We start from the raw sequence: 26,127 nt of genomic DNA on the forward strand, positions 1-26,127 counted from the left end.
GTTGCTGTTCCGGGGAAAGCACTACCCCGGCGCAAGCCACTGGTACCTGCTCGCCAAACGAACCGTGGCGACTATGATTCGTCTCGGCGCGTACAGCTGCCTCTGTGCTGTCAGCAATCATCAGGGCCTGTGGCGTAAATGGATCAAGTATCGAGCGCGGGCCGCGGTCCTGATGGAGTATCTGTGCCAGCGCCCGACCGCCGACGAGCGCTAATCGGACCGCCGTTCGCCGGGCTTGCAGTGATGGCAGCCGCGCGCAGGGCGCGTCGCCAGTTCCCACAACTTTGCCTCCCTCAACATGACCTGTGATGCGTCGAACAGCGCAAGGATGAGCCCCGCGGTCCCGTCGAGCAACCCGAGACGCAAGATGCAGTCGCGGGCGAACCGCGCCGGCCCGTGCAGCAGGAGTCGCAAGACCGACGCTCGTTGCCCCCGGCGGTGTCGCTCCATTGCACCCCATTCGGCATAGCGGCGCATCTTCACGAAGCAGTCGTCGAGCGTACGGTAGGAGTAGTGAGTGATCGCGCCGCGACAAAGGCCAACGCGCCCTTTTACCTCCGCGGCCTCGTGGAGCGCACGCTCGGGATAGTGGGTCAGGGCTCGGCGAAACAACCGCAGCTTGCGCTCCCCCCGCCACGCGCCGAAGCGCATGCGGCGTCCAAGGAAGTACGACCGTATGGGGATGAAATACCCGTCGGCCGGGCGGTCTGCGGCGAGAATGACTCGGATCTCATCGCGCAATTCCGGCGTCACCCGCTCGTCGGCATCGAGGGACAGCACCCACGGGTGCGCGGACTGTTGGATGGCGAAGTCTTTCTGCGACGACGGACTCTGAAACTTGTGCTCGACGACTCGGGCTCCCCCCGCGCGGGCGATGTCGGGTGTACCGTCGTCGCTGAAGTCGTCAACCACGAGCCGCTCGTCGGCCCATGAGACGGATTCGAGGCAGGCCGCAATGTTGCGGGCTTCGTTGTGAGTCGGAATGATAACGGTGAGCTTCTGCACGAAGTAGTCCGTGATGCACTGTCGCTGCGCGTTTGAGTTCGCGTCGCGTGCGGCCCTATCCTGCCGTGCAGGAGGGGTGCGACTGACGCCGAATCGCACTGAAGCAATCTCGCGGCCTGGACGCGGAGGTGAAGAGATGGGTGAGAAGATGAAGGCGGCGGTGCTGCACGCGGTGGGGGATCTCCGAGTCGAGGAAGTCGAGAAACCGACCCTTACCGCGCCCGACCAGGCGTTGGTGCGCATACGCGCCGTCGGCGTGTGCGGATCGGACGTTCACTTCTACGAGCGCGGGCGGATCGGGCCGTACGTCGTTGCGGATCCGGTCATCCTCGGTCACGAGTCGGCCGGCGAGGTGGTCGCAGTAGGAGATGACGTCAACCACTTGCGGCCCGGCGACAGAGTGGCAATAGAGCCGGGCGTGCCGGACCGCACCTGCTGGTTCTGCAAGACGGGACGGTACAACCTGTGCCCCGAGGTGCCGTTCATGGGCACGCCGCCGTGGCACGGAGCGTTCTGCGAATACGTCGCGTGGCCGGCGGATTTCTGCTTCAACTTGCCGGACGGCTTGAGCTTCGAGGAAGGGGCGATGGTCGAGCCGCTGGCAGTGGGAATGCACGGGACGAAACGCGGGGGCGTGGGCGCCGGTCAGTCCGTCGGGGTGCTGGGCTGCGGACCTATCGGGCTCGTGACATTGCAGGCGGCCAAGGCGCGCGGCGCGACGCGGATCTTCGCGACCGACGTTCAGCCGTCGCGTCTGGAGTTGGCCGGCAAGCTCGGCGCGACCGACCTGATCAACGCCCAGGACGGCAACCCGGTGGAGCGGGTCCGCGAGCTGTCCGGCGGCGGGGTGGATGTCACATTGGAGACGGCAGGAACCGTGACGACCGTCCAGCAGGCGTGTGCGATGGTGCGCATGGGTGGCGTGGTGGTGCTCATCGGCATGCCGGGGGAGCTAGAGTTCACCATGCCGGTGGCTGACATCATCTGCCGCGAGTATGACGTGCGCAGCGTCTTCCGCTACTGTAACTGCTATCCGCCGTCCCTCGCCCTGCTCGGGGCGCGCCGCGTTGACGTCGCATCGCTCATCACGCATCGCTTCCCGCTCGACGAGGCGAGGGCTGCGATTGACTTCGCGAAGGACCGGAAGGACGTAGCGGTGAAGGTCATCGTCGAGGTGTAATTGGCGGGGGCGGGGCGCCGGTACCGGGGACTGCAGGTGCCCGGGAGAATCCATCAACCTGATCCGCTTGACGGACTCACGGGCCGCCGCGGATCCTGCCAATCGGAGGGCACAGCCATTGAAGCCTGACGTCGTCTTCCTCGATTTCGGCGGGACGATCGCCGAGCAAACCAACACACGCGAGGAGGCCATCGCGCGCTCCCTGGCGATGCTCGAGGAAGCGCCGGCCCTGTCGGAGATCGAGCGAGCCATGGCTGCCGCTAAGGAGAAGTACGCGGGCCGCTCGTCGCACAGCCTGACGCTCCCGGAACGCGAGGAGCACTTCATCGGGCTGTACCAGGCCGTAGCGGCGGCGCTAGGATTCGGCGACGACTCGCGGAGAATAGGCGAGCACCTCTGGGAGACCCAGAAGGATTCGTACGCGCTTTACCCGGAGGTGATGTTGGCGCTGGACTCACTCCGCGCAGCCGGGGCTCGACTGGGCATCATCTCGAACTGGGACAAACTTAATCTCGCCGACGTGTGCCGCGACTTGGCCATCGCGGATCGCTTCGAAGTCATGCTGCCGTCGGCCGAAGCTGAGGCCGACAAGCCCGACCCGCGCATTTTCCGACGCGCGCTGCAGCTCATGGGCGCCGAGCCTGAGGCCTGCCTACATGTCGGCGACTCGTACGGCGCCGACGTCAAGGGCGCGCAGGGCGTGGGGATGGTTGGGATTCTCGTGCACCGCGGCGGCGAGCAGCAATTCGACTGCCCGACTGTACGCGGGCTCGACGAGATAGTGCCCTTGCTGGCGCGGCTGTGATGAGGCACGATCGGCACGGCGCGATGGCGGCCGGGGCCGGGTGATCCGAGATTGGGGCGGATCCTTCGTGCCATGCCGTCGCGCCGTGAGACGGTGGGCTTCAGGCTCAAGGATCCTGAACCCGACGAGGGCGGCTTCTTCAGGCTGATCTGGACGTCGCCGCCCGACTTGGAATAAAGGCATGCGCCGGGCTCATCCCGCCGCGAACAGCTCCTCGACGAACGCCCGCGCGTCGAAGTCGCGCAGGTCTTCCGGCTTCTCGCCGGTGCCGATAAGTTTGATCGGCAGCGCGGTCTCGTGGGCAATGGTGACTACCGCGCCGCCGCGCGCCGTCCCATCGAGCTTCGTGAGTACGAGGCCGGTGAGCGGTATGCTCTGGGCGAACTGCTGGGCCTGGTTGAGGGCATTCTGCCCGACGGTCGCGTCGAGCACGAGCAAGGCCTCATCCGCGGGACGCCCCAGTGCGCGCTCACTCACTCGCCCGACCTTCGCCAATTCCTGCATCAGGTTGCGCTGCGTGTGCAAGCGCCCCGCAGTGTCGGCGATTACAAGGTCCGCCTCGCGCGCACGAGCGGCCTCGACGGCGTCGAAGACAACCGCGGCCGGGTCGCTGCCGGGGCGTTGCGAAATTGTCTCTACGCCGATCCGTTTGCCCCACTCCTGAAGCTGCTCGGCGGCAGCGGCGCGAAACGTATCCGCGCATGCCAGGAGCACCCGCTTGCCCTCGCGGCTAAAGCGGTGCGCGAGCTTCGCGATCGTCGTTGTCTTCCCCGTGCCGTTGACGCCGACCATCAGATAGAGCAGGGGCTTGCGCCCGTTCGCCACCAGCGGCGCATGATTCCGCGACAGCACGCCGACGAGGATCTCCTTAAGCGCGTCACGGGCTGCCGGCGCCTGCTCGATCTTGTCGTCAAGTATCCGCTGGCGCAGTTGCGAGACGACGGCTTCCGCCGTGCGGACGCTGACGTCGCTGGCGACAAGCAGCTCTTCGAGTTCCTCCAGCAGGTCTTCGTCCACCACGGACACCATGAAGAGCTGGCCGATACGGCTGAACAAACCTTTGAGCAACGGATCCTCCGATGTGGCTTGGACTAGACATACGTCCGAGCGCGTCGGCGCGAAAGCCACCGCACTGGCGACACGTGACTGCGCGCCGAGGCACCGCGATCAGCGCATTGAGCGGGCCATCTTGAGCGCCGCCTCGCGAGGCAGGAAGCGCGACTGCAGGAGCATCGCTGTCTTGCCCTGAGTCCAGGAAACCATGACGCCGCCGCGCATGTTCAGTGTGCCGGCGGCGTGGCCTACCTGTACCTCTTGCGTTCCCTTGGCGGGTGCTGCGACGACCTTGGGTGCACGCGCGTCGGTCTGACTAACGAGGATCAAGGGCTTCCCCGCCCCGCTGTATATCAGACGAGTCTCCCACGGCTTGCCGTCGCGCATCCCGGCGACGCACGTGAGCAACCGGTATCCCCGCGGCAGCCATTCGGGCTGCAATACTGGGAACGGCATGAGCGACCGTGCCTGAGCCGGAGTCGTCTCACGGAGGTCAATCTCGGGCAGAGCTTCCCGACGGACGCGGCGGCGAATCGGCGACGAGGCGCCCTTGCGCCGCAAAGCAAGGCGAACCTCAGTGCCAGGCTCGCCGCGCACGAGTCCGACCAGATCCTGAATCGGTAGCGCCGAAACATCGCGGCCGTCAACCGCCGTGATGACGTCCCCCGACTGCACCCCTGCGGCGGCCGCCGGGCCACCCGGTTCGAGCGACAGCACCGTCGGCGGGGTGCCCGGGACGAGCATTACACCAATGCCCCCCGAAGGGAGACCGCGCTGCTTGGGGGGCGTCCAATGCCGCAGGCGTGCCTGCGATGGTTCGCTCATCGGCACGTCGGGCGCGGCCTGTACCGTGGATGCGGCGATCTTGAAGAGTTCCTCTATAGGAAGCGGCGCCGTGATCCCGAGCTGCGTGTCCCCCTGCTGCCATTCGAGTGTCATCCTGCCGGCACCGGGGCCGTCGGAAGCCCATCCCCTGCGCCCGCCGAGATCAACCGGGGCCGCCGGGCGACGTAAAGGTCTTCCAAGCGTCGGCATCTGCCACAGGCCGATGCCGTGGCTGTAGCTGGCGTAGAGCCGGGTGGGGACATAGATATGGGCTAGCTCCTGCTCGGGCGCGAAGAAGAGAACTGGCTCACCGGGGTCCTTGGGAACATACGTCGGCAGGTAGACTACGAAGTCCGCGCGTCCTTGGGCTTGTGAGACGGATACGGCGCCGGCACCTGGCGACGGAATAAGCTTGGCCTCCTGCGCGTTCGACCTCGCGGCGGCGGGGCCCGCAACTCCGAAGGCGAGCGCCGCCACGATCGCCAGGGCGGCCGCGTGCCATGCGGTGCCTCTCATCCTCGGCGTCGCCTCGTCTGACCGGGCGCCGCGCGGCCGGGGGCGACAGGCTCGATCGTGATCGCGCCCTCCTGCGGGCGCGCCTCGTAGCCCATGCGCTTCAACGCGGTAGCCAGTGCGCGCTCGGACGGTTGTGCATCGGTGCCGGCAGGCTCTCGCACGGGGAAGCCGGACGGAGCGAGGACATAGATGCCCTGCTGCAACGCCACGTTCTGAAGCACCACATCCCACAGCGGCTTGGCGGGAGCAGCCTTGCCGCCCCTCAGCTTGCGGCCCTCCAGTTCCTCTGCAGCGGCTTCGACGTGCGGGCCGACTGGTGAGAAGACATAGTACGCCTGGGGCGTCATTCGCGTCCCCGTGACGACGAGTTGCTGCGCACCGGGGCCTGCGTCCCCGACGCCTCGCGGCGGCACCTTGACATCAATCGCGTTGCTCACCAACTTCGCGAGCTTGCCCTGCCACAGGACCGTCTCACGCTCCCCGCCCGGCGCCGGGCGCAGGGCAACGCGAGCGTACTCGCTCTACTCCTCCGTCTCGAGTTGCAGTGTCAGATTACCGGCAGCCCGCTGGGTGCGGGTGGCCTGAGCCGACAAATTCAATGACGCCGCGCGGGCGCGCTCGAAGAAACCGCTCCGATCCGGGGCCGGCGGCGTGGAGTCCTCAGGTACGTCAGGCGTCGCAGCACTCGGTTGTTCTGCGCCGGGTGCCTCCGGTGCCGCGCGAAGCTTCGAAGGGGTTTCGGGCCGTATCACTCGCTCGCCTATCCTGAGGACAGCCGGGGCGTCGCGGACCGGTTTCTCTGCAATGGCGGCGGGCGGCGGCGGGGCCGGCGGCGGTTCCTCCGGTGCGGTCACTCGACCCGCGGCGACGGGCGCCTTGAGGGTACTATAGTCCTCTCGATCCGCAGCAGCCCGGTCAACCCGTTCACGTGTCGCGCGCTGCGCCTGGTCCGCAGGCGCCGATGACGGAGCCTTCACGCCCGCGGTGCCGGCGACCGAATCGTCGGGTCCACCACTTGGGGGACGGCCCTGCTCTTCGCGCCCTCCGCCGCGACGTGCGGGACCGGCGTCGAGCCGGAGGTCGTCGCCCGCCCGAAGCGCTTCGACGGGTCCCTTCGCTCGATCCGTCGCCGCGGGCGCACGGACGCCGCCCGTCCTAGGCACTATACTGAAGACCCCGAACGCGACGACGACCAGGACTGCGGCTGCTCCGGCTGGTAGGGCCCAGCGGAGCAGCACCGCTCTGGGGCGCTCGGCAGGGGCTTGCAGGCGTGCGCGAACACCGCTGACGAATTCCGCCGGGACCGGCTCGGTCGGCACGGCGCGGAGCGATGCACAGATCGCATCGAGCGCGGCGAACTCGTCGCGGCACCGCGCACAGGCGGCAAGATGCGCCTCGAGGGCGCTGCGGGTCGCCGCATCGAGATCTCCGTCGCGGTACTGTGTGAACAGCTCTATCGCATCATGACAGCGCATGATTGTTCCTATGATTTGACTTCAGCCACCCCGCAGAAGTTCCAAGTGCGGCTCGAGCACCTGCCTGAGGGCGAGGCGGGCGCGGTTGAGCCGGGACTTCACCGTACCGACGTTGGTCTTCGTGATGGTCGCCACCTCGTCGTACGAGCACCCCTGGAGTTCGTAGAGGACGAGCGTGAGCCGGTAATGTACGGGCAGCGAGGCGATGGCCCGGCGAATGAGTTCCCGCCGCTCAATCGCCTCGACCTCCTCGGCGGCGTCGGGGCCGGGGTCGGGCGGATCCGGCGGGCGGTCGTCCTCGCTCATCAGGGCGCTCTCAGGGGCCGGCCGGCGTCGCCGTCGTTTGATCTCATCGAGGCATGCATTGGTCGTCACTCGGTACAGCCATGTGGAGAACGAGGAGCCCCGTCGGAACTTCTTGATCGCCCGGAAGGCCCGGACGAAGGCCTCCTGGGCGACGTCCTGAGCCTCGTCGCGATCGCCTATCATGCGATAGGCCAGGTTATAGACCCACTGCCCATGCTGCTCGACGAGGCGGTCGAAGGCGACCGCATCTCCGTTCTGGCAGCGCTCGATGAGCAGGGCTTCGCCGGCGAGAGCCTCGTGCATCAGTGCTCCTGGGGAGCAGGCGGCATTCCGGCCTATCGAGGTCCTTGTATTATCGGAGTGACTCGTGGGCTTCAGTGCTCGACTCAAGAACCTCGTCCGGAAGAGCATTTGGCGCGGCGGGGCGCGCGCTCACGAAAGACGCCCTGGCACCTTGCAGCATCAGCGGCCCTCCGCTAGTGCCAAACACGCTACAATTATATACTGGCAGGCGAGGTCGGGCAAGGGTGCGAGGATTCGCCCATGCCCCCGAAGAACGAGGAATGCGGGCATGCGGGATGGCCAAAGGCGCGGAAGCGCACTCAGCGTGCCCGGGGACGCGAGGGCAAGGGCACAGGCATGACACTCTCTCAGTTTCAGGAACTCATCGAGCGGATATACGTGGAAAAGGATCGCCGCCGCGGGCTCGCGGGAACGTACATGTGGTTTGCGGAGGAGACGGGGGAACTGGCGCGGGCGTTGCGCAGCGGCAGCGACGCGGAGCTGCGGGCCGAGTTCGCAGATTGTCTGGCGTGGCTGACGACTCTCGCGAGCATTGCCGGTGTTGATCTCGAGGCGGCGTCGAAGGCGCAGTACGAATCCGGGTGCCCGAAGTGCGGCGGCATCCCGTGTCGGTGTCCGGAGATTCCGGGCCGGGGAAGTGAGCAGTGTCAAGGAAGCGATTCCATGTGATAGGCTGGGCAGTGGTGGTGGTTGTCGTGGCAGGACTGGGCGCGTACGCTCTGCGACTCCAGCGCGTGACCGAGTTGACGTCTGAATACATGATCGCCGCGGAGCGCGCGGTTCACGAGGGCGACCTGCCTGCCGCCGAGACGTTGTACAAGCGCGCGCTGGAGGTCAATTCGCGATTCCTGCCGGCGCGCTCCGGACTGGCCGATCTCTATGCGAGTAATGGAGAAGGGGCGAAGTCTTTGGCGGAGCACCGACGGGGAATCGAGGCCGATCCCGGCAATCCGGAGGCGTACGCGGTGCTGGCGAGGGCGCTCATGGGGTGCGAGCGGTATGGCAGTGCCATCGAACGCCTCAAGCAAGGGATTCGCGTCGCGCCGCGCGACACTCACATGCGGCTGATGCTCGCCTCCTGCTACCGGCGGGCAGGCGATACCGAGCACGCGAAGGCGGAACTTGCGGCAATCGAACGGCTCGACCCAGGCTCGCGTGCGGTGAAGAACGGGAGGCGCGCCATCGCGCGTAACGCTATGGCGGCGGCGGCGAAGGAATCGAGGGAGAAGGGAGACCGCCCCACGGGCGAGGGCGAGGCCGCGAAGTGAGCCAACGGCTTTTCGTAACGACGCCGGAGGTGTGGGAGCGCTACGGCGGACGCTTTGCCCAAGCGGGAGACCGCGTCGAGTTCGTTAAATCGACCGCGCGTGGCGAGGTAAGTCGCCGTTTCGATGGTATCGCGGCGTCGGAGGTCTATGGCCTTGGCGGCGGCCAGGCCATAGATATCGCGAAGTACGTTGGTGCGCGGCGGGGATGCAAGGTCGTCGCAATCCCGACCATCATCTCCGTGGACGCGTTTCTAGTCGGCGACAGCGCCGTGCGCGACGGCGGGCGGGTCGTGTACTTGCGGACGAAGAAGCCCGACGAGGTCATCATCGAGCCTGAGATCCTGCTCGCTGCGCCGTCTCGCATGAACTGCGCGGGCTGGGGGGATGTGCTGTCCGTCGTCACCGCCGTCTGGGACTGGCGGGCGGCACACGAGGACATCGGCGAACCCTTCGACGAGAGCATAGCGGATCAAGCGCTGGCACTCGCCGAGCGGGCGGTACGCCCGGACACCGAGGATGGCCTCACCGCGCTCGTCTCAGCTCTCCGCGCCGAGGTCGAACTGTGCGAGAAGTGGGGGAACGCCCGGCCCGAGGAAGGCTCCGAGCATTTCTTCGTCTACACGCTGGAGAGGCACCTGCCGCCGGATGAGAAGTTCCTGCACGGCGAGTTGGTCGGGCTCGGCATCCACCACATGTCGCAGTGGCAGGGCCAGGACGCGCAGTGGGTCACCGACCTGATGGACCGCGCCGGGCTGGTGTGGCGCGCGCAGGACATCGGCGTGCCGGAGCAGGCGGTGGAGGCAGCCCTGGCAGAGCTGCCTGATTGCGCGCGGCGGTTCGCGTATTCGTACTCCGTGATCAACCGTCGGAGCGGTGGTGGGTGAGAGGAGCCGAGCCACCCGCGCGCCGTATCGATGGACTCAATCGCCTCGCTCGGGAACGACCGGCTTCTCCATGACCCAACCCATGGGGCTTACCGCGAGGCGCTCGAAACCGGCGGCCTGGCACAGGGCGATCGCCGGCTGGTTGTTTTCCTGCAGGCAGATGCGGAGCAGACGCACGTTGCGCTGCGCGGCGACGCGCCCGACTTCATCAAGCAACATGGTGGCGAATCCACGGTTACGATACGTGGGATGCACGACCAGCCAGTTAACGAACACATGGTCCTCGCGCGGATAGAAGCTGACGTACGCCGCTATGGCGTCGCCGTCGTGCATCACCAGGGTCGTCGTCTCCTCATCCGCAAGCATGTCGCGGAACAAATCCTCGTTGAACTCGACCCCTAGTGCGTCGCGTAGAATTGGGTCCATGCTCTCACGGGTGAGGGTCAGGATCGCTGGATAGTCGTCGTCTTTGAGTGGCAGCAGCTCTGGCATCGTCTTCCTCTGCGGTGGTTTGTGTGCGATTCACGGACGCCGCTTGAGGTCTCTCTTCTTCCGGGCATCGGCGATGGCATCCCCCACTCGCTGTCGCAGGCGTCGTGCTTGGTCAATGATACGCTCGAGTTGAGCCCGCAGCTCTTCATCCTCCGGTGCGTCGGCGAGCTTGGCTTCGAGACGTGTCACGACGAGCTCGACCTCTTCGATCAGCTTCGCTTCTATCGCGGCACGCTCCGCATCGTCCGGGTGCTCCTGCATGGCAAGCCGCAGCTCCTCGAGGCGCGGCCACTATCCATTTCCGCGCGCAGCGCGTCATACCTCCCTCATTGCGCGGTTGGCGGATTACGTTTGAGGTCCCTGTCGAGCCAGGGCCGCGCGGGAGCCGGCGCTCGGGAATCGGAGTTCTTCGCGAAAAGGGGCGCGCGGTGTGGAATAATCTCAATGGCTTACCCATAAGCGCCGGCGATAGCGGCAGTCGCCGGCGCTGGGTGAGCCATTTTCCTTGCCGCCTCCTGTTACCGGCCCCTCCGGCCCGCCGTGCGGCAGGAGCGTCGGCGCGCCCCGCGTAATAACTCCTCAGCAGTGCCAGGTTCGGTCACCTAATGCCCACACGTCGGCTCGAGCTTCCGTTAATCATACCCGACGGCGCCGAGTGCGTCCGCTGCATGGAACGCCTCGAGCGCGAGGTCGGCGCAGCCAGGGGCATCGTATCAGCGGGGGTTGACCGGGAATCCTCGACGCTGTCGCTGGAATACGACGAGGATCAGGTCGCCCTCGACGCTCTTGAACGCAAGGTCACGGAGATCGGCGCCGCGATCACGGAGCGCTTCCGGCACGAAACCCTTATCCTGGGCGGGCTCGACTGCCCTGACTGCGCGGCGACGCTGGATCACGTCGTATCGCGAATCCCCGGGGTCGTCCACTCCAGCACGAGTGTCGTCGGCTCAAACATGCGGGTGGAGTATCGCGCGGATGAAGTCGCCCTCGACGCGATCGTTTCCAAGGTGCGCTCCATGGGCTATGAGGCGCAACCCGAATCGGTGTCGCGCGCGCGGCGGGCGCGCGAGCTGCCCGCGCGCCCACGATTGCGCGAGGGACTGACGGCGGCATGCGGGGCGATGCTCGTGGCTGGCTTGATCTGCGCGGCTGCGGGCGGGCCGGCGGCCGTGTGCCGTGGTCTGTACGCCGCCGCGATACTGGTCGGCGGATACTTCGTCGCTCGCGGCGCACTGGCGGCGCTGCGCGGCCTGGCCGTTGATATGAACGTGCTGATGACCCTGGCGGTCGTCGGCGCCGCCATCATCGGGGAGTGGGAAGAGGCGGCGGCCGTGGTGGTGCTGTTCTCCCTGGGCAACGCGCTCGAGTCCCACGTCATGAGGCGGACGCGGCGCGCCATCGGCGCGTTGCTCGACCTCGCGCCCGCACAAGCCGTCGTCCGCAGAGACGGCGAGGAGGTCGTGGTCGCGGCGGAGGAACTGGTACCGGGCGACGTGATTGTCATTCGCCCGGGCGAGCGGATCGTCACCGACGGAACCGTCGTCAGCGGCAGCTCGCCGGTGGATCAAGCGCCGCTGACGGGGGAGTCGCTGGCCGTTTCAAAAGGCGCGGGCGATCCGGTGTACGCGGGGTCGGTGAACGGCCTCGGCGCTCTGATCGTGCGCGTCACGAGAACGATGAGGGACAACACCCTCGCCTCGATCATCGAGCTTGTCGAAACCGCGCAGTCGAAGAGAGCGCCCTATCAACGCGCGGTCGATCGGTTCGCGCGCTATTACACCCCGGTCGTGGTGCTGGGGGCTTTGGCGATTGCGTTGGCGCCGCCGGCGGTGACGGGCGATCCCTTCGGCCCGTGGGTGTACCGCGGGCTGGCGCTGTTGATCCTGGCGTGTCCGTGCGCGCTCGTGATCTCGACGCCGGTGGCGGTAGTGTCGGCAATCAACACCGCTACCCGCAGCGGCGTGCTGGTCAAAGGCGGTGCATACCTCGAAGCTCTCGGACGGACACGCGCCATGGCGTTTGACAAGACGGGAACCCTCACGTCGGGCCGGCCGCAAGTGACCGACGTGGCCGCGGCGCCGGGCGCGACGCCAGCAGAGGTAATGGCTCTCGCGGCGGCGGTCGAGGCGCGGTCCGAGCACCCGTTGGGGCGGGCAATCGTGACGCGGGCCCACCGGGACCAGATCGGTTTCGAGGCCGGCGCGAACTTCACGGCGCTCGCCGGGGCCGGGGCAACTGCGGAGGTCAACGGTGCGCCGGCATACGCGGGAAGCCCGGCGCTGTTCGTATCCAACGGCGCGGATCTGAGCGGGATCGAAAATGCGGTGCCGCGGCTCGAGGGGGAGGGCAAGACGGTGATACTTGTGGGGGGAGCCGACCGCGCGCTGGGCGTGATCGGCATCGCTGATGTGGCACGGCAGGGCGCCGCTGAGGCGCTGGCGAACCTGCGACAACTGGGCATGGGGCCGCTGGTCATGCTGACCGGTGACAACCAGGGAACGGCGAAGGCGATTGGCGACCAGCTGGGTCTGGACGACTATCACGCGGGGCTGCTGCCCGCCGACAAGGTTGATGCCGTGACGCAGTTGGCGGAGCGGTACGGGAGCGTGATCGTGGTCGGCGATGGAGTAAATGACGCGCCGGCGCTGGCAGCATCCACCGTAGGTATCGCGATGGGCGCGACAGGCAGCGACGCTGCGCTTGAGAATGCCGACGTGGCGTTGATGGGCGATGACCTGGGCCGGCTGCCGTTCGTCGTGCGGTTGGGGCGCGCCACCCTGGCGAACATTCGGCAGAATGTTGCGTTGTCACTGACCGTGAAGCTGGCGCTGCTCGCACTCGCAGTGCCGGGTGTGCTGACGCTGTGGTTGGCTGTGCTCGGCGACGTGGGCGTCTCGCTCGTGGTGATCGCCAACGGGATGCGTCTGCTCGCGGCGCGACCCTAGCGGAAGCGCGGGCCCTAGGCTGCGGCACGACGCGCGGTTGAGCGGAAGGGCACATGAAAGACCTCTTCACAATGTGGAAGCACACCCGCATGGTCGTGCTGGTGGCCCTGACGGCGGCGGTGTATGCGGCGGTCTTGATTCCGTTGAAGGTAGCCATCCCGATCATCCCCGGCTTCACCGAGGTGCGGCCGGCGAATGTCATACCTATCATCTGCTCCCTCATGTTTGGCCCGGCGGCGGCGTGGGGCTCAGCTTTTGGGAATCTCGCGGGCGACATCTACGGCGGGACATTCGGGCCGGGCAGCGCATTCGGGTTTGTCGGTAACTTCCTGTACGGCTACGTGCCCTACAAGGTATGGCGCTGGCTGGCGCACCGAGTGGCGGTCGGCGCGCCGGTGATGAACGCCGGGCGCCAGATGGTGGCCTACGTGGGTGCTGTGATTCTTGCGAGCGGCGCATGCGCGTTCGTCATCGCCTGGGGCGTCAACTTGCTGGGGCTGGTGCCGTTCAGGGTCATCGGCCCGATCATTTTCACCAACAATGCCGCAGTGTCACTCGTTCTGGGACCGCCGCTGCTGCGAATCCTGTACCCGCGCGTGCGCCGATGGGGGCTCCTGTACGAAGACGTGATGGGCGACGGCGACATCTCGCGCGGGCGGCTGGCGACTGTGGGCTTGCTCCTGCTTGTGCTGACAGCCATGCCGGGGATCATCGCGGGCTTCGTCATCGGCACCCAGTTCTCGGAGTCGAGCGTCAACAGCGCCATGGCCCCCGTTGTGGCAGCCATGCTCCTGGGCTGCGCGCTTCTCTGACGATGTCTGAAGCATCCAGCGAGGCCGGACATCACCACCCGCGCAGCCGCCGCGCCGAGACGCCTACCCCCAGCGCCGCCGCTCTCGAGTTGCGCGGCGTCACCTTCACGTATCGCGACGCGGACCGCCCGGCTCTGCGGGACGCCAATCTGACGATCGGCGCCGGCGAATTTGTCATCGTGATGGGGGAGGGCGGCGCCGGCAAGTCCACGCTGTGCCGCTGCGCCAACGGTCTGATACCGCACTTCCAGAAGGGCGAATTCACGGGCGCGGCACTGGTTTTCGGGGAGGATACCCGAACGCGGTCGGTGCGCGAACTGGCGCGACGGGTCGGGCTGGTGTTCCAGGATTTCGAAAGCCAGTTGTTCTCAACGAGCGTGGAGTTGGAGGCGGCGTTCGGTCCGGAGAACTTCGGCGTGCCGCGCGATGAGATGGCCGGGCTCATCACGCAGTCACTCGCGGCGACCAGTCTCACGGGGATGGAGCGCCGCGCGCCCGCCACGCTGTCGGGAGGGGAAAAGCAGCGACTGGCGATCGCCTCTGTGCTGGCGTGCGGGCCGGATCTTTTCGTCCTGGACGAACCGACGACGGATCTCGACCCCGAGGGCAAACGGCAGGTCTTCAGCATCGCCCGCGAATTGCGCCAGCGGCGCCGGGGCTGCCCACTGACGGTGGTCATGGTGGAGCACGAAACTGAAGAGTCGCTGAGCGCCGAACGTGCCGTGGTAATGCAGGCCGGGGAAGTCGCATACGACGGACCGACCCGGGATCTCCTCGCGCAGCCCGACCTCATGGAGAGCCACGGAATCCGGCCGCTCCCCGCCGCGGCGCTGCTGGCGGCTCTCGGCGAACAAGCGCGTGCGGCGAATGATGCCGAGGCGCTGTCGCAGCTTGCGGCGCTCGGCTATCGCTTCGATCGCCCGCGGTGGGATGCTCTCGCAAGCGACGACGCTCATGCGGCCGGCGGGGCCGCTGCAATAGTCGAGGTGCGATGTCTGAGCCATTCGTACGACGGCGCGCGTGCTTTGGACGGGGTCGACCTGACGATCCGCGAAGGTGAATTCGTGGCAATCCTCGGCCAGAACGGATCGGGGAAGACGACCCTGGTCAAGCACTTCAACGGGCTGATGCTTCCCCGCGAGGGGGCGGTGAGGGTAGGGGGTGTCGAGACGCGGCGGCAGTCCGCGCGGGATCTCAGTCACCGCGTGGGCTACGTGTTCCAGAACCCGGATCACCAGATATTCGCGGACACCGTGCGCGAGGAAGTCGCCTTCGGCCCGCGCAACTTCGGCTTGCCCGAGCGCGAAATTGCGGGGCGCGTGGAGAGTTCGCTCGCGGCAGTGGGGCTCGCAGGTCTCGAGGACGCCGACCCGTTTTCCCTGACCAAGGGGGAGCGGCAGCGCGTCGCTGTTGCGTCGGCGCTGGCGACGCAGCCGCAGGTCCTCGTTCTCGACGAACCGACGACCGGCCTTGACTACCGCCAGAACCGCGGTATGATGGATCTGCTACGTCGCCTCAACAAGGCGGGTCACACCATCGTCATCGTGACGCATTCGATGTGGGTCGCGGCGGAGTATGCTCGCCGGGCGGTGGTTCTGAGCGAGGGCACGGTGATCCTCGACTGCGGGATGCGCGAGGCGATGGCGCAGCCGGGAGTCCTGGCCCAGGCGCGCCTGCGCGCGCCGCAGGCGGCAAGGCTAGGGGGGGCGCTCGGCGGAGTGACGCTGTCCGTTGACGAGCTTGCGCAGTGCCTGACGAAGGACAACCGAACGTAGGCGACAGCCATGCAGGCCACGGTCTATCTGGATAGAGGCACTTTCTTCCACCGTCTCGATCCGCGCGGAAAGATGGTGGCCTTGGCGGCGTTCTTCGTCATCGCGCTCGCCTTCAACCACCCGGCATACGCGGCTGGGACCTGGGTCGCGATTGTCGCAGTCGCGGCCGCGGCGCGGTCGCTCGGCAACCTCTGGCGCATCCGCGCGCTGCTCATCATGTTGTTCGTGTTCGCGACGGTGCTGTGGCCGTTCTTCGTGACGGGCCCGACGCCGCTGCTGCGCTTCGGCCCTGTGACCGCGAGTCGCGAGTCACTGCTGTACGGTTTGGCGGTCGGCCTGCGGCTCTCCGCGATGGTGGCGGGGGGAATGGTGTTCATGTCCGCGACCATGGTGGAGGAGCTGGCGCACGGCCTGCGCCGATTTGGCGTGCCGTTCGCGGTGAGCTTCGCGCTGGCGGCGGCGGTGCGGCTGGTGCCCACCTTTCTGGGCAGTTCGAGCGCGGTGGTGGAGGCCCAGAAATCGCGCGGGCTCGACCTCGAATCGGGCAACATCTTCGCGCGACTGCGCAAGCACGTGCCGGTGCTGGTGCCGGTATTCGTGACCGCGATACGGAGCACGGATCTGACCGCAATGGCGCTGGAGTCCAAAGGCTTTGGCGCGCACAAACGGCGCACGTACTATCTGGAGTTGCGCATGCGCGCGGCCGATTGGGTGTGCCTGGCGCTTGCGCTTGCCGCTGCAGCCGGGGCCGTGTACGCGCGACTCCAGGGGTACGGTGAAGTGCTGCCTCGGTTGTGAGCGAGCGAGGAACTGGGAAGTGCGTTTCATCGCCGACAGCATGCTCGGCACCCTCGCGAAGGCCTTGCGTCTGCTCGGCTTCGATGTCGCATACGATCCGTTCATCGAGGACCGTGCACTGATCGAGCAGGCGCGCGCCGAGGGGCGCGTGATCCTCACCCGAGATACCGGGATTACGCGCCGCACCAACCTGCCGACGTGCGTCTTTGTGGAAAGCGATCACGTGGGCGAGCAACTCGCACAGGTCGCGCGCGAGACGGGGGTGGGGCTGCGGAGCGGTACGGTGCTTAGCCGATGTATCGTCTGCAACGGGGCGCTCGAGGAAGTCGTGAAGCAGACGGTTCGCGAGCAGGTGGCACCGTACGTCTACGCAACACAGGAGAGGTTCGCGCGATGCCCGGGCTGCGGGCGCATCTATTGGCGCGGCACGCACGTCGAGGGCATGGAGCGCAAGCTGAAGGAATGGGGGCTGAAGTGACGCACGGGCACAGGGAGGCGAATTGAGCGCAGCGAAGCTGGCCGGAATCCATTTCCTGATGACGTACTCGTGCAGCGCGGAGTGCGATCACTGCTTCGTGTGGTGCTCGCCGCGCCAGGGCGGGCCGGTCAGTATGGGCCAGATTGACGCGTTCCTGGCCGAGCTGCAGTTGGTGCCGCAAATCAAGAGCCTGTGCGGAGAGGGCGGCGAGCCGTTTCTGTTCACGCGCGAGTTGATGCACCTGCTGCGGCGGGGCAAGGCGCTTGGATATGACGTGGGCGCTCTGACCAATGCGTTCTGGGCTGTAAGCGACGAGGCCGCGCGGCGCGTGCTGGCGCCGTTCGCCAAAGCCGGGCTCGCCAGCCTGGGCATCAGCACGGATTGCTGGCACGCGAGAGCGGTTCCGCCGGAGCGGGTCGAGCGCGCCTTGCGCATATGCGCCGAACTGGGGATAGAGTCGTCGAAGATGGTGACCGAGGCTGACGGCGTGATGTTCCGCGGGCGCGCCGGATCGCGGCTGAGTTCGTTTGCGCCTGAACTCAAGCCGTGGCAGGAGCTGACGGAATGCGGGAAGGAGACTCTGGCCGAGCCGGGCCGCGTTCATCTCGACCGCTACGGAGGGCTTCACCTGTGCCAGGGCCTGCTTATGGGCGATCCGGCGTCGGGGATTGCCGGGGTCATCCGCGCATACGACGCCTCGGAGCACCCGGTTGTCCGCCTTCTCGCCGACGGCGGCCCCAGGAAGCTCGCTGAGGAAGCGATGCAAGACGGCTTCCGGCCTCGATCGACGTACGCGGGAGGCTGCCACCTCTGCTATGAGGCGCGTAAGTTTCTGCGCCGGCGCTGGCCGGAACTGCTCGGGCCGGACGAGATGTACGGCGGCCAGGACACACGGCGTGTATGACGGGTCATCATCGGCGGCGGTGCGGCGCACAGGAATTTGGCTCAGCCGCGGCTCACGGGGGGCACACCTCGACGGATCAGCGGTCGAAGCCGTCGGGCTCCGCGAAACACCATCGCGGCGAATGACACCATGGACTGCGTCTGCCGCTCTACCGCCTGCTCGTACTTCAGTAATCGCCCCTCACAGGAGCTGATGAGTCGCAGCATGGTGTAGATCGGCGGCACTCCACACACGTTGCGCGCGCCGGTTTCTGTTTGCGCCGCTTGCCACAACCCCTCTGCATCCAGCTTCTCAGCGTATGACAGGAGTCGACGATCTCCCTCTTCGGCCGCTCGCAGGACGTTCGACGCAAGTGGCCCTGGGTCCCCGAACCTCTGCCCGATGTGGCTGAGATCGGCGCCGGCGATGACGCAGGCGTCGGGCGCATGCTCGGCAATCACCGCCCGCAGCACATCGAGGAACCGCACGACCTCTTCGTTCTCGGACGGGGCCTCCGTCGGACGCAAGGAGCAGAGGACCGGCAGGATGGGCGGCATCCGCTCGTCGCCGAGAGCGTGCTGGGCGAAGAGCACTTGGAACTCGATGGAGTGCTCGCCGCGGTGACTCAACTCGTCCCGGTAGAGTTCCCTTGTGCCGGGCCACTGCTTCTCGAGAGCATCGAGAAGATGACCAGCCGTCTCGGCGCGGCCGAACGGCGTCGCGAAATCCTTGCGGGTCAGCACATACGGTGACTGCGGCGCGCCGTGCGCGGTGCCGAGGATGACGAGAAGACCTGGCGGGGATGCGGTTGACTCGCCGAGCTGGCGGTAGGCATGTGCGTAGCACGGCCCGCCGCGCGAGAAGTCAATGTGAGGGGCGATGAGTGCCGTCGGCCTGTTGGCGCGTTCCTCGTCGCTCAACGGATTCTTCAGCGCCGCAACGGCGAAGTAGCCGCGAAGTTGATCGCGCAGCACCCCGGGGTCGGCTGGATACGCCTTGCCTGCATGGGACGCTGGCCGGACCGTCAGCCGCGCGAACTCCTCGCGCTGCTCTACGGCGAAGCGTTCGAACGTCTCGCCTTCAAGCAGCAGATTCGCGTCGAGTTCGTGCACGATGCGTTCCAGATGCTCGGAGAGAAGCAGTTGACCGGAGCGCTGTGCATATTCCACCTGAATGTCGCGCAGCGTGCGTGTGCCGTCAAGGAGGGTGAGGAGAAAGAACATATCCGGCGCGACGACGGCGGTGCGATCCGACATGCCGCTCGCATCGCGCAGGACAATGACGTCTCGACCGCCGTGGCGGGCGGGCACGGCCTCAACGGGCCTCAGCTTAGGGCGGAAGACAGACATCGCAGATCGGAGTTGGAGTTCGGCATGAGCGCGCGTCGCCCCTCTCCTGTTTCCATTGCTCCCGATGAGGGTCACAGGGATCGCTGTGCCATGCCGCGAATAGGAAGCAGGCAAAGCCCGTCGAGCGCGAGAAAGGATGGCCCATGCGCATAACGAACGAGCGCCTGGAGATTAAGCCCACGTTTGACGGCAAGGACAGCGCGGCCGGATGGCTACAGATCAGCCTCAAGGGATTGGATCTGGAAGGGGTGCAATGGCTGTACCTTGATTTGGCCGACGTGGAAGGCCTGCGGGGGAAACAGAGTCAAGGTGCGGATCTCATTGACCGGCTGCGCAGGTCGCTTGAAAACGGCTGAGCGCAGATCCCGGTCGGGCCGGCATGTCGTTTGCCGCAGGAGTGGGCAGGAAGACGCTGCGGCGACGCGTAAGATGGTGGCGCGCGGCCGTTTGAACCACCGATGGCGGCGCGCAGCGGACACCAGAACTCATCGGGGAGGAGTGATCCATGTCACCTATGGCGAGGAGGCTGTTTGTGTTGGGGGTGATGACGTGCTTGTTGTGCGCGTTGAGCGGCGCGTGGGCGTACGACAAGGAAGTCGTGACGGTCGGCGGCGAGCAGGTCACCATCGTCCGCGATGACTACGGCGTGCCGCATGTATTTGCCGACACGGAAAAAGCGTTGTTCTACGGGAACGGCTACGCGGTCGCCCAAGATCGGCTGATGCAATTGGAGAAGTACCGGCGGGCTGCGGTGGGGACGCTCGCAGAGGCGATGGGCAAGAGCTTCGTTGACCACGACAAGGACGTGCGGCTGCACGGGTACACGGAACTCGAGCTGGAGCTTCAGTTCCGGAACCTTGCGCCGCGCTTTCAGGTCGCGCTTGAGGCCTACGCCGACGGCGTCAACGCCTGGGCGCAGAAGGCGAAGGCCGAGGGTAAGATGCCGGGCATGATGACGGCGCTCGGGCTCGATTTCGCACCGTGGCGACCGAGTGACACCGTAGCCATCAGCGCGATGATGGCGCGTCGCTTTGGGGGCGGCGGGGGCCATCAGCTGATGGTTCTGCGCATGTACAAGGAGCTTCAAGCGGCCCACGGGGATGCTGCGGACGGACTGTTCGATGACATCACATGGATGAACGACCCGGACGCCGCGACCACCATACCTCCGGGGGAGGGGAAGGTTGGCCAGCTGCTGACGCCGCAGCCGCTGCCGCAGGTGAAGCGGCTGGCCGCCAGGTTGAGCGAAGAGCATCTCGATCGCGCGATCGAAATGGCCGACTGGGCGCGCGCTCACGAAGACTTCATGCGCGAGGCGGGGATCGCCGCGAAATGGGGCAGCTACGCGGTTCTCATCGGCCCGCAGCGGAGCGCGGGCGGCAACGCGATCTTGCTCGGCGGCCCGCAGATGGGCTTCGAGACCCCACAGATCGCGCATGAGATTCATCTCTGCGGGGCGGGTCTTAACGTCATGGGGATGGGCTTCGCGGGCGTGCCGGCGGTGCTGATCGGGCGTAACGAGCATGTTGCGTGGTCGACGACGACGGCCGTCGGCCCAGTTGAGGATATCTTCGTGGAGACCTTGGACCCCGGGAACAAGTATCGCTACCTGCACAACGGCGAGTACAAGGACATGGAGAAGCGCATCGAGGTCATCGGGGTGCGCGGGGAGCAGCCCGTCGAGCTGGAGGTCTATCGCACGGTGCATGGGCCGGTTATCGAGTGGGACGAGAAAGCCGGCATCGCGTACAGCCACGCGATGAACTACTGGATGCGCGAGATGGGGGTGATGGACTCGGTGTTCGGATACAATCAGGCCGAGAACATTGCGGACTTTGCGCGCGCGGCGGCCTTTGGCACGACCGCGCACAACTGGTTCTGCGCGACGCAGGACGGCGATATCGGCTTTTGGCACTGCGGCAAGGTGCCGCGCCGGTCGAGCGCGATAGATCTGCGGCTGCCCATCCCCGGTACCGGGGAATACGACTGGCAGGGAGACGTGCCGTTCAGCGAGATGCCGCAGATCATCAACCCCAGGCAGGGGTACTTATGCAACTGGAACAACAAGCCGGCGGTGTGGTGGGCGCCGGGGGAAGCGTCGCCGTGGGGAGCGGTGTTCCGCCTGCGATCCATCAAGCAGGCGATCGCCAAGCAGGATCTGCACACTCTGGCGAGCGTGCGTGACCTGCAAAAGGACTACGGGCTGAACTATTACTACGCGGACTACTTCAAGCAGTATCTACTGGACGCGGCGGCGCGCAAGCGCGCGTGGACGGATCCGCGGATGCGCGAGGCCCTGCGTCACCTGAAGGCGTGGGACAACCACGCGGTGAACCGCAGCGTCGCGAGTTCGATCTTCAGCGCGTGGCACAAGGCGATCCTCGCAGCCGTGTTCGCGGATGAATTCACGGGCACGGAGCTGTTTGGCAAGGACGTCGGCGAGATGCTGAGATCCGGTGACATAGAGGCGCTCGACCGTTTCAGCTGCTTGCTCTACCGCAGCTTGCGCGGTGCCAAGGCGGCGCTGCCGGTGCAGCGTGACTACTGGAACGGGGTTGACCGCGATCAGATGATGGTGGACGCGCTGGGCGCTGGGCTCAACGAACTGGAGAAGAGATTTGGCACGCCGCAGATGAGCAAGTGGATGCACGAGCAGGGCAAGATCAAGTTCGATCCTCTCCCGTGGATCCCGATGTATAGCCGGGGAACATACATTCAGGTCGTGGAGTGCGCGCAGCCCGACCTAGTGGGGATCAACATTCTGCCGCCCGGCCAGAACGAGGATCCGAAGTCGTCGCACTTCGGCGATCAGCGCGAGCTGGCCGGCTACTGGATGTTCAAGGATATGGTCTTCGATCGAGAGAAGCTGTTGCAGTGACGGGAGAGTCATCTCCCAAGCACAGCGTGGAGTGTCGTGCGGGCGGAACGTGTCGCGGGAGACGCGGTGAGCTTCGCCCGGAGCGGGAACGAGGAACGACAGGAGCGTCGGGGCGAGGTAGGCTTGTCTGCCTCGCCCCGCGCGGCGAATGGACGGCAAGCCAATGAACGACAAGCTGACGCGTGCCGTGCTGCGGGAGTTCGGGGCGCCGCCGGAGATCGAGGAAAGCCGGCTACCCTCGCCGCAGCCGAGCGAAGTGTTGGTGCGCATCAAGGCCGCGGGCGTGTGCGGGTCGGATCTGCATATTGCCTCCGGCCGCGACCCGCGGATCAAGCTCCCGCTCGTCCTCGGCCACGAGGGCGTCGGGGAGGTAGCTGAGATCGCGGGCGAGCGGCGGGACGTGTTCGGCCGCGTTCTCTCAGTCGGCGACCTTGTGATCTGGGACCGAGGCGTGGTCTGCGGGCAGTGTTATTACTGTGCGGTGCGCCGGCAGGCGTTCCTCTGCCCGAGGCGTGAGGTCTATGGCATCTCGCGCGACGGCTGCTACGCGACGCACCTGCTGCTCTCGGCGGCCACGCGCATCATAGCACTGCCGGCGGGCGCGGACCCCGCTGCGCTGGTCGCGGCGGCCTGTTCCGGGGCGACGGCGGCGCATGCCTTCGAGTATGTCCACTTGACCGAGGACGACACCGTCCTCGTGCAGGGACCGGGGCCGCTGGGCATGTTCGCGGTCGCGATGGCGCGCAGCCGGGGCGCTGGTCGCGTCGTGTGCATCGGCACCGAGCGTTCGCGCAAGCGGCTGGAGTTGGCGCGCGAGTTTGGCGCGGACGAAGTGATGACGACGGACGGAAGTACGCTCGCGGAGCGGATGGACCTCATGCGCAGCCTGACGCGGGGGTTCGGTCCGCGCGTGGCGATTGACTGCGCCGGCAGGGAGACGGCGTTTGCCGAGGGGATCGAGGTCATCGCACCCGGCGGCATTTATCTGCTGCCCGGCGTGGCGGCGCCGGTGCCCGAGGTACCGCTGAGACTTTACGAGCAGGTCGTGCGCAAGCACGTGACGCTCCAGGGCGTGTGGGTGAGCGACACCGCGCACCTGGTACAGGCCGTGGAGCTGGTTCTAAGCCGCCGCTTTCCGTTCGCGCGGCTGGTGACACACCGATTCCCGCTTGAGAGCATCACCGAGGCCCTCGCGGTGGTCGAATCCAGAGAAGCGTTGAAGGGAGTGCTCGAGCCATGACGCCGGATGAGATAGAGCACTGTGACGTGCTCGTGGTGGGAGCCGGGGGGGCAGGCCTGCGGGCGGCGATTGCCGCTTACGAGGCGGATCCGGGGCTGGATGTTCTCCTCATCAACAAAGGGTTCATCGGAGCGAGCGGCACGACCGCGCTCGCCTTCTCCGATCGCATGGCCTTTCACGCGACGCTCCCGCACACGGAGCCGGTCGGTGATGACGCCTGGGAGTACCACGCGCGGGATATCTACGAGATAGGCGGGCGCGTCTCCGACGGTGATCTGGCGGCTATACTGGCGCAGCGATCGCAAGAGGCGTACGAGTACCTTGAGGCGCTCGGCGTTCCGTTCGTCAAGGACGAGCAGGGGCGAGCGCGGCAATTCGTCACGGACGGCTCGGAGTACGCGCGCGCGTGCTACAGCGGGCCAGACACGGCGGCTCGTATTGAGAAGGCGCTACTGCGCCGTCTGGGGGGCACGTCGGTCAGGACGCGCGAGGGCGTGATGCTTGCCGACATCGCGGTGGGCAAACATGGCGCAGCGGGCGCGGTGGTGGTGGACACGACGGACGGGCGCGTGAACCCGATTGCGGCGAGGAGCATCGTCGTGTGTACCGGCGGAGCTGGTGCCATCTATCGCGACAATGTATATCCGCCCGGGATGACCGGTGACGGACATGGGGCGGCCTATCGCGCGGGCGCCGAATTGGTCAACATGGAGTTCATCCAGATCGGGCTGTGCTCGGCGGACACCCAACTCGCGTGCTCCGGGAGCATCATGCGCTGCGTGCCGCGCTTCGTCAACGAGCAGGGCGAGGAGTTCCTGGCGACGTACTGCGCTGACCTGGACGCTGCCGAGGTCAGCAACGTCGTCTTCGCCAAGGGCGCGACGTGGCCGGTTTCGGCGGAGAAACCATCGCGCATCGTGGACATCGCCGTGTTCGGGGAGATCGCTCGTCGCCATGAGGTGTATCTGGATTTCTCGCGCGACCCCGAGGGTTTCTCATGGGAGTTACTCCTGCCCGAGCATCGCGAGCGTTTCCTGAGCGAGGCCGGCCACGCGGTGACGCCCGGCGCGACGCCGCTGGCGCGGCTGTTGCAGATCAATCCGCAGGTCGTGGAGTGGTTTGCCGCGCGCGGAGTTGACTTGCCGAAGTGCGGCCGTCTCCGTATCGCACCGGCGGTACAGCACTTCCAAGGTGGGATCAAGATCGCCGCGAACGCCGAGACGAGCGTTCCTGGCATGTTCGCGGCCGGGGAGTGCGCGGGGGGACAGCACGGCGCGAACCGCCCCGGTGGAAACGCGCTGCTCGATACCCAGGTGTTCGGCCGCGTGTCGGGCGCAGCGGCGGCGGAGCGCGCGCGCACGATCCGGGCAGGCGACGACGCGGCGCTGATTCATTGCGCGCGGTCACTGCCGATCCAAATCGGCCAAGGTCGCGTCCACGCGCAGGCGGCACGGCGTGCCGTGCGCAAGACAATGCCGCGCGCGGCGAGCGTGGTGCGCACCAAAGCGGGACTCCGCGACGCGTTGGAGGTGATCGGCCAGGTCGCGCGCGGCGGGGTGGGTACGGATCGCGGCCTGGGAGGGGCGGTGGAAGCGGTCAACACGCTGACTGTGGCGGAAATGGTACTGCGAGCGGCGCTGCTGCGCGACGAAAGCCGTGGACCGCACCTGCGGTTCCCGTCCGAGTCGGATCTCGAGCCGCTCCCGTCGCAAGGCGCGTGGCAGCGATTCATCGTCATTCGCCGGGGCGAGAACGGCGGCATGACCCTTGAGCCGCGCCAACCACAACCGCTGCCATTTGTGACGTAGGGATTCGCCCGGTACGTCGCGAAGTATACGCCATCAGAATCCACTCCGGAGGGTACCCTGTGACGCGTGAAGGTGAGACGAAGCACCCCGTATTCGTGCAAACGGAGCGTACCCCGACCAAGGGAGATGATCGCTGGCGGCAAGTGGGTGAGGACGAGGCGCAGGTCGCGTACCGCATGACTCTCGACAACGAGTTGTCCGGCGGCACGCCGACGGTGCGCCAGTTCGAGGAAGAGTTCCGCGAGCTATGTCAGACGAAGTACTGCATGTCCGTGTGCAACGGCAGTTCGGCGCTGTACGCAGCGTATTTCGGTGTCGGCGTAGGCCCGGGCGACGAGGTGATATGCCCGACGTACACGTGGATCTGCACGATCGGGCCGGCGCTGCTCCTCGGGGCGCGTCCCGTCTTCTGTGAGATTGACCCCGAGACCCTGCTCGCGGACCCCGAGGATATTCGAAAGCGCATCACGCCGAGGACGCGCGCGATCGTCGCCGTTCACCTCTGGGGCTGGGTGTGCGACATGGACGCGATCATGGCGATCGGGCGGGAGCACGGCATACCCGTGATTGAGGACTGCTCCCATGCCCATGGCGCGCAGTACAAGGGGCGGCCGATCGGCAGCATCGGCGACATCGGAGCCTTCAGCCTGCAGGGCAGCAAGCCCGTGAGCGCCGGCGAGGGCGGCATGGTCGTGAGCGACAACGACGAATACTTCGAGCGCGCGGTGCTCGTCAGTCAGTGCAACCGCATGGGCGGTCTCGACCTGGTCAGCCCACGCTACGCCGAGTACCAGCCCCTCGGTCTAGGCATGAAATTCCGCTCCCATCCCCTGGCGATGGGTATCGCCCAGGTCCAGTTGCGCAGGCTCGACCAGCTCAACGCGGGACGCCGCGAATGGGTGGACACGGTGGAGGCCGGGCTAGCCGACGTGCCGTGTCTGCGCCCCCTGCGCAGATATGAAGGCGCGACGCCGGGTGGCTTTTACGGCTTCCCTGTGATGTACCATCCAGAAGCGCTGAACGGCGTGCCGCGCGAGAGACTGCTTGAA

Annotated in this window: 26 protein-coding genes; 17 read left to right on the top strand and 9 right to left on the bottom strand. The window is 66.6% G+C overall.

Going from position 1 to position 26,127, the window contains the following annotated elements:
* Window positions 1-214 (top strand): hypothetical protein (locus tag JSV65_10100; protein ID UCH32948.1); only part of this gene is annotated, 214 nt, incomplete at its 5' end.
* Here the strand turns inward: JSV65_10100 and JSV65_10105 are convergent.
* Window positions 211-1,005 carry a glycosyltransferase family 2 protein gene (locus JSV65_10105; protein UCH32949.1) on the bottom strand — a complete coding sequence of 265 codons (795 nt, stop codon included), beginning with the start codon at window positions 1,003-1,005 and terminating at the stop codon, window positions 211-213. The two genes, JSV65_10100 and JSV65_10105, sit on opposite strands and share 4 nt — an antisense overlap.
* A 136-nt stretch (window positions 1,006-1,141) precedes the next feature.
* Between JSV65_10105 and JSV65_10110 the strand changes: the two genes are divergently transcribed.
* Together JSV65_10110 and JSV65_10115 are read left to right on the top strand one after the other, a co-directional pair.
* Window positions 1,142-2,185 (top strand): NAD(P)-dependent alcohol dehydrogenase, encoded by a 1,044-nt coding sequence (locus tag JSV65_10110; GenBank protein ID UCH32950.1) that lies wholly within the window; start codon window positions 1,142-1,144, stop codon window positions 2,183-2,185.
* Between the two features lie 118 nt (window positions 2,186-2,303).
* Window positions 2,304-2,990, top strand: coding sequence for an HAD family hydrolase (locus JSV65_10115; protein UCH32951.1), 687 nt, complete (start codon window positions 2,304-2,306; stop codon window positions 2,988-2,990).
* A 192-nt stretch (window positions 2,991-3,182) separates the two neighbouring features.
* Here JSV65_10115 and ftsY read toward each other — a convergent pair whose 3' ends face one another.
* From ftsY to JSV65_10140, 5 genes are all read right to left on the bottom strand, one after another.
* A complete protein-coding gene (gene ftsY / locus JSV65_10120; protein UCH36743.1) occupies window positions 3,183-4,019 on the bottom strand; it encodes a signal recognition particle-docking protein FtsY in 837 nt (278 codons plus the stop codon).
* A 138-nt stretch (window positions 4,020-4,157) separates the two neighbouring features.
* Window positions 4,158-5,384: a PDZ domain-containing protein gene (locus JSV65_10125; protein UCH32952.1), complete on the bottom strand. Its 1,227-nt coding sequence runs from the start codon at window positions 5,382-5,384 to the stop codon at window positions 4,158-4,160.
* Window positions 5,381-5,821, bottom strand: a complete 441-nt coding sequence (locus JSV65_10130) for a hypothetical protein (GenBank protein UCH32953.1) — start codon at window positions 5,819-5,821, stop codon at window positions 5,381-5,383. The genes JSV65_10125 and JSV65_10130 overlap by 4 nt, the downstream gene beginning before the upstream one ends.
* An 84-nt stretch (window positions 5,822-5,905) precedes the next feature.
* Window positions 5,906-6,859, bottom strand: coding sequence for a zf-HC2 domain-containing protein (locus tag JSV65_10135; protein UCH32954.1), 954 nt, complete (start codon window positions 6,857-6,859; stop codon window positions 5,906-5,908).
* Window positions 6,860-6,880: 21 nt separating this feature from the next.
* Complete coding sequence (locus tag JSV65_10140; GenBank protein UCH32955.1) at window positions 6,881-7,468, bottom strand: sigma-70 family RNA polymerase sigma factor; 588 nt, start codon at window positions 7,466-7,468, stop codon at window positions 6,881-6,883.
* Window positions 7,469-7,804: 336 nt separating this feature from the next.
* On the opposite strand from JSV65_10140, the gene JSV65_10145 reads away from it, so the two are divergent.
* The 3 genes from JSV65_10145 to JSV65_10155 are packed head-to-tail and all read left to right on the top strand — an operon-like array spanning window position 7,805 to window position 9,620.
* Window positions 7,805-8,137: a nucleotide pyrophosphohydrolase gene (locus tag JSV65_10145; GenBank protein UCH36744.1), complete on the top strand. Its 333-nt coding sequence runs from the start codon at window positions 7,805-7,807 to the stop codon at window positions 8,135-8,137.
* Window positions 8,113-8,736 carry a tetratricopeptide repeat protein gene (locus JSV65_10150; protein ID UCH32956.1) on the top strand — a complete coding sequence of 208 codons (624 nt, stop codon included), beginning with the start codon at window positions 8,113-8,115 and terminating at the stop codon, window positions 8,734-8,736. Before JSV65_10145 ends, JSV65_10150 begins: the two co-directional genes overlap by 25 nt.
* On the top strand, window positions 8,733-9,620 hold the full coding sequence (locus tag JSV65_10155; protein UCH32957.1) for an iron-containing alcohol dehydrogenase: 888 nt from the start codon (window positions 8,733-8,735) through the stop codon (window positions 9,618-9,620). Before JSV65_10150 ends, JSV65_10155 begins: the two co-directional genes overlap by 4 nt.
* A 36-nt stretch (window positions 9,621-9,656) precedes the next feature.
* Here JSV65_10155 and JSV65_10160 read toward each other — a convergent pair whose 3' ends face one another.
* Window positions 9,657-10,112, bottom strand: a complete 456-nt coding sequence (locus JSV65_10160; GenBank protein UCH32958.1) for a GNAT family N-acetyltransferase — start codon at window positions 10,110-10,112, stop codon at window positions 9,657-9,659.
* Between the two features lie 30 nt (window positions 10,113-10,142).
* Entirely contained in the window at window positions 10,143-10,373 is a 231-nt protein-coding gene (locus tag JSV65_10165) for a hypothetical protein (GenBank protein ID UCH32959.1), read from the bottom strand.
* A 344-nt stretch (window positions 10,374-10,717) separates the two neighbouring features.
* Here JSV65_10165 and cadA point away from each other — a divergent pair, with 344 nt between their 5' ends.
* The 6 genes from cadA to JSV65_10195 are packed head-to-tail and all read left to right on the top strand — an operon-like array spanning window position 10,718 to window position 17,824.
* Window positions 10,718-13,057, top strand: coding sequence for a cadmium-translocating P-type ATPase (cadA, locus tag JSV65_10170; GenBank protein ID UCH32960.1), 2,340 nt, complete (start codon window positions 10,718-10,720; stop codon window positions 13,055-13,057).
* 53 nt (window positions 13,058-13,110) lie between these two features.
* The gene (locus JSV65_10175; protein ID UCH32961.1) at window positions 13,111-13,869 is read left to right on the top strand and encodes a QueT transporter family protein; all 759 of its coding nucleotides are present in this window, start codon (window positions 13,111-13,113) and stop codon (window positions 13,867-13,869) included.
* A gap of 2 nt (window positions 13,870-13,871) precedes the next feature.
* A complete protein-coding gene (locus JSV65_10180) occupies window positions 13,872-15,644 on the top strand; it encodes an ABC transporter ATP-binding protein (protein UCH32962.1) in 1,773 nt (590 codons plus the stop codon).
* 9 nt (window positions 15,645-15,653) lie between these two features.
* Entirely contained in the window at window positions 15,654-16,442 is a 789-nt protein-coding gene (locus tag JSV65_10185; protein ID UCH32963.1) for an energy-coupling factor transporter transmembrane protein EcfT, read from the top strand.
* Between the two features lie 19 nt (window positions 16,443-16,461).
* On the top strand, window positions 16,462-16,920 hold the full coding sequence (locus tag JSV65_10190; GenBank protein UCH32964.1) for a Mut7-C RNAse domain-containing protein: 459 nt from the start codon (window positions 16,462-16,464) through the stop codon (window positions 16,918-16,920).
* 22 nt (window positions 16,921-16,942) lie between these two features.
* Window positions 16,943-17,824, top strand: coding sequence for a hypothetical protein (locus JSV65_10195; GenBank protein ID UCH32965.1), 882 nt, complete (start codon window positions 16,943-16,945; stop codon window positions 17,822-17,824).
* Between the two features lie 41 nt (window positions 17,825-17,865).
* On the opposite strand, the gene amrB is transcribed toward JSV65_10195, so the two are convergent.
* Window positions 17,866-19,152 carry an AmmeMemoRadiSam system protein B gene (gene amrB / locus JSV65_10200; GenBank protein ID UCH32966.1) on the bottom strand — a complete coding sequence of 429 codons (1,287 nt, stop codon included), beginning with the start codon at window positions 19,150-19,152 and terminating at the stop codon, window positions 17,866-17,868.
* Window positions 19,153-19,295: 143 nt separating this feature from the next.
* Here amrB and JSV65_10205 point away from each other — a divergent pair, with 143 nt between their 5' ends.
* From JSV65_10205 to JSV65_10225, 5 genes are all read left to right on the top strand, one after another.
* Entirely contained in the window at window positions 19,296-19,508 is a 213-nt protein-coding gene (locus tag JSV65_10205) for a hypothetical protein (GenBank protein UCH32967.1), read from the top strand.
* A gap of 149 nt (window positions 19,509-19,657) precedes the next feature.
* The gene (locus tag JSV65_10210) at window positions 19,658-22,030 is read left to right on the top strand and encodes a penicillin acylase family protein (protein UCH32968.1); all 2,373 of its coding nucleotides are present in this window, start codon (window positions 19,658-19,660) and stop codon (window positions 22,028-22,030) included.
* Between the two features lie 163 nt (window positions 22,031-22,193).
* Entirely contained in the window at window positions 22,194-23,270 is a 1,077-nt protein-coding gene (locus tag JSV65_10215; protein ID UCH32969.1) for a zinc-binding dehydrogenase, read from the top strand.
* Window positions 23,267-25,078, top strand: a complete 1,812-nt coding sequence (locus tag JSV65_10220; protein ID UCH32970.1) for an FAD-binding protein — start codon at window positions 23,267-23,269, stop codon at window positions 25,076-25,078. The genes JSV65_10215 and JSV65_10220 overlap by 4 nt, the downstream gene beginning before the upstream one ends.
* Before the next feature lie 59 nt (window positions 25,079-25,137).
* Window positions 25,138-26,127 (top strand): DegT/DnrJ/EryC1/StrS family aminotransferase (locus JSV65_10225; protein UCH32971.1); only part of this gene is annotated, 990 nt, incomplete at its 3' end.

The sequence above is a fragment of the Armatimonadota bacterium genome (assembly GCA_020354555.1).
In the GTDB taxonomy this organism is placed as follows: Bacteria; Armatimonadota; Hebobacteria.

Coding starts and splice junctions, on each gene's coding strand:
- JSV65_10110 (UCH32950.1), top strand. CDS start 1,142: ATGGGTGAGAAGATGAAGGCGGCGGTGCTGCACGCGGTGGGGGATCTC.
- ftsY (UCH36743.1), bottom strand. CDS start 4,019: ATGGTGTCCGTGGTGGACGAAGACCTGCTGGAGGAACTCGAAGAGCTG.
- JSV65_10125 (UCH32952.1), bottom strand. CDS start 5,384: ATGAGAGGCACCGCATGGCACGCGGCCGCCCTGGCGATCGTGGCGGCG.
- JSV65_10135 (UCH32954.1), bottom strand. CDS start 6,859: ATGCGCTGTCATGATGCGATAGAGCTGTTCACACAGTACCGCGACGGA.
- JSV65_10140 (UCH32955.1), bottom strand. CDS start 7,468: ATGCACGAGGCTCTCGCCGGCGAAGCCCTGCTCATCGAGCGCTGCCAG.
- JSV65_10145 (UCH36744.1), top strand. CDS start 7,805: ATGACACTCTCTCAGTTTCAGGAACTCATCGAGCGGATATACGTGGAA.
- JSV65_10160 (UCH32958.1), bottom strand. CDS start 10,112: ATGCCAGAGCTGCTGCCACTCAAAGACGACGACTATCCAGCGATCCTG.
- JSV65_10165 (UCH32959.1), bottom strand. CDS start 10,373: ATGCAGGAGCACCCGGACGATGCGGAGCGTGCCGCGATAGAAGCGAAG.
- cadA (UCH32960.1), top strand. CDS start 10,718: ATGCCCACACGTCGGCTCGAGCTTCCGTTAATCATACCCGACGGCGCC.
- JSV65_10175 (UCH32961.1), top strand. CDS start 13,111: ATGAAAGACCTCTTCACAATGTGGAAGCACACCCGCATGGTCGTGCTG.
- JSV65_10180 (UCH32962.1), top strand. CDS start 13,872: ATGTCTGAAGCATCCAGCGAGGCCGGACATCACCACCCGCGCAGCCGC.
- JSV65_10185 (UCH32963.1), top strand. CDS start 15,654: ATGCAGGCCACGGTCTATCTGGATAGAGGCACTTTCTTCCACCGTCTC.
- amrB (UCH32966.1), bottom strand. CDS start 19,152: ATGTCTGTCTTCCGCCCTAAGCTGAGGCCCGTTGAGGCCGTGCCCGCC.
- JSV65_10205 (UCH32967.1), top strand. CDS start 19,296: ATGCGCATAACGAACGAGCGCCTGGAGATTAAGCCCACGTTTGACGGC.
- JSV65_10210 (UCH32968.1), top strand. CDS start 19,658: ATGTCACCTATGGCGAGGAGGCTGTTTGTGTTGGGGGTGATGACGTGC.
- JSV65_10215 (UCH32969.1), top strand. CDS start 22,194: ATGAACGACAAGCTGACGCGTGCCGTGCTGCGGGAGTTCGGGGCGCCG.
- JSV65_10220 (UCH32970.1), top strand. CDS start 23,267: ATGACGCCGGATGAGATAGAGCACTGTGACGTGCTCGTGGTGGGAGCC.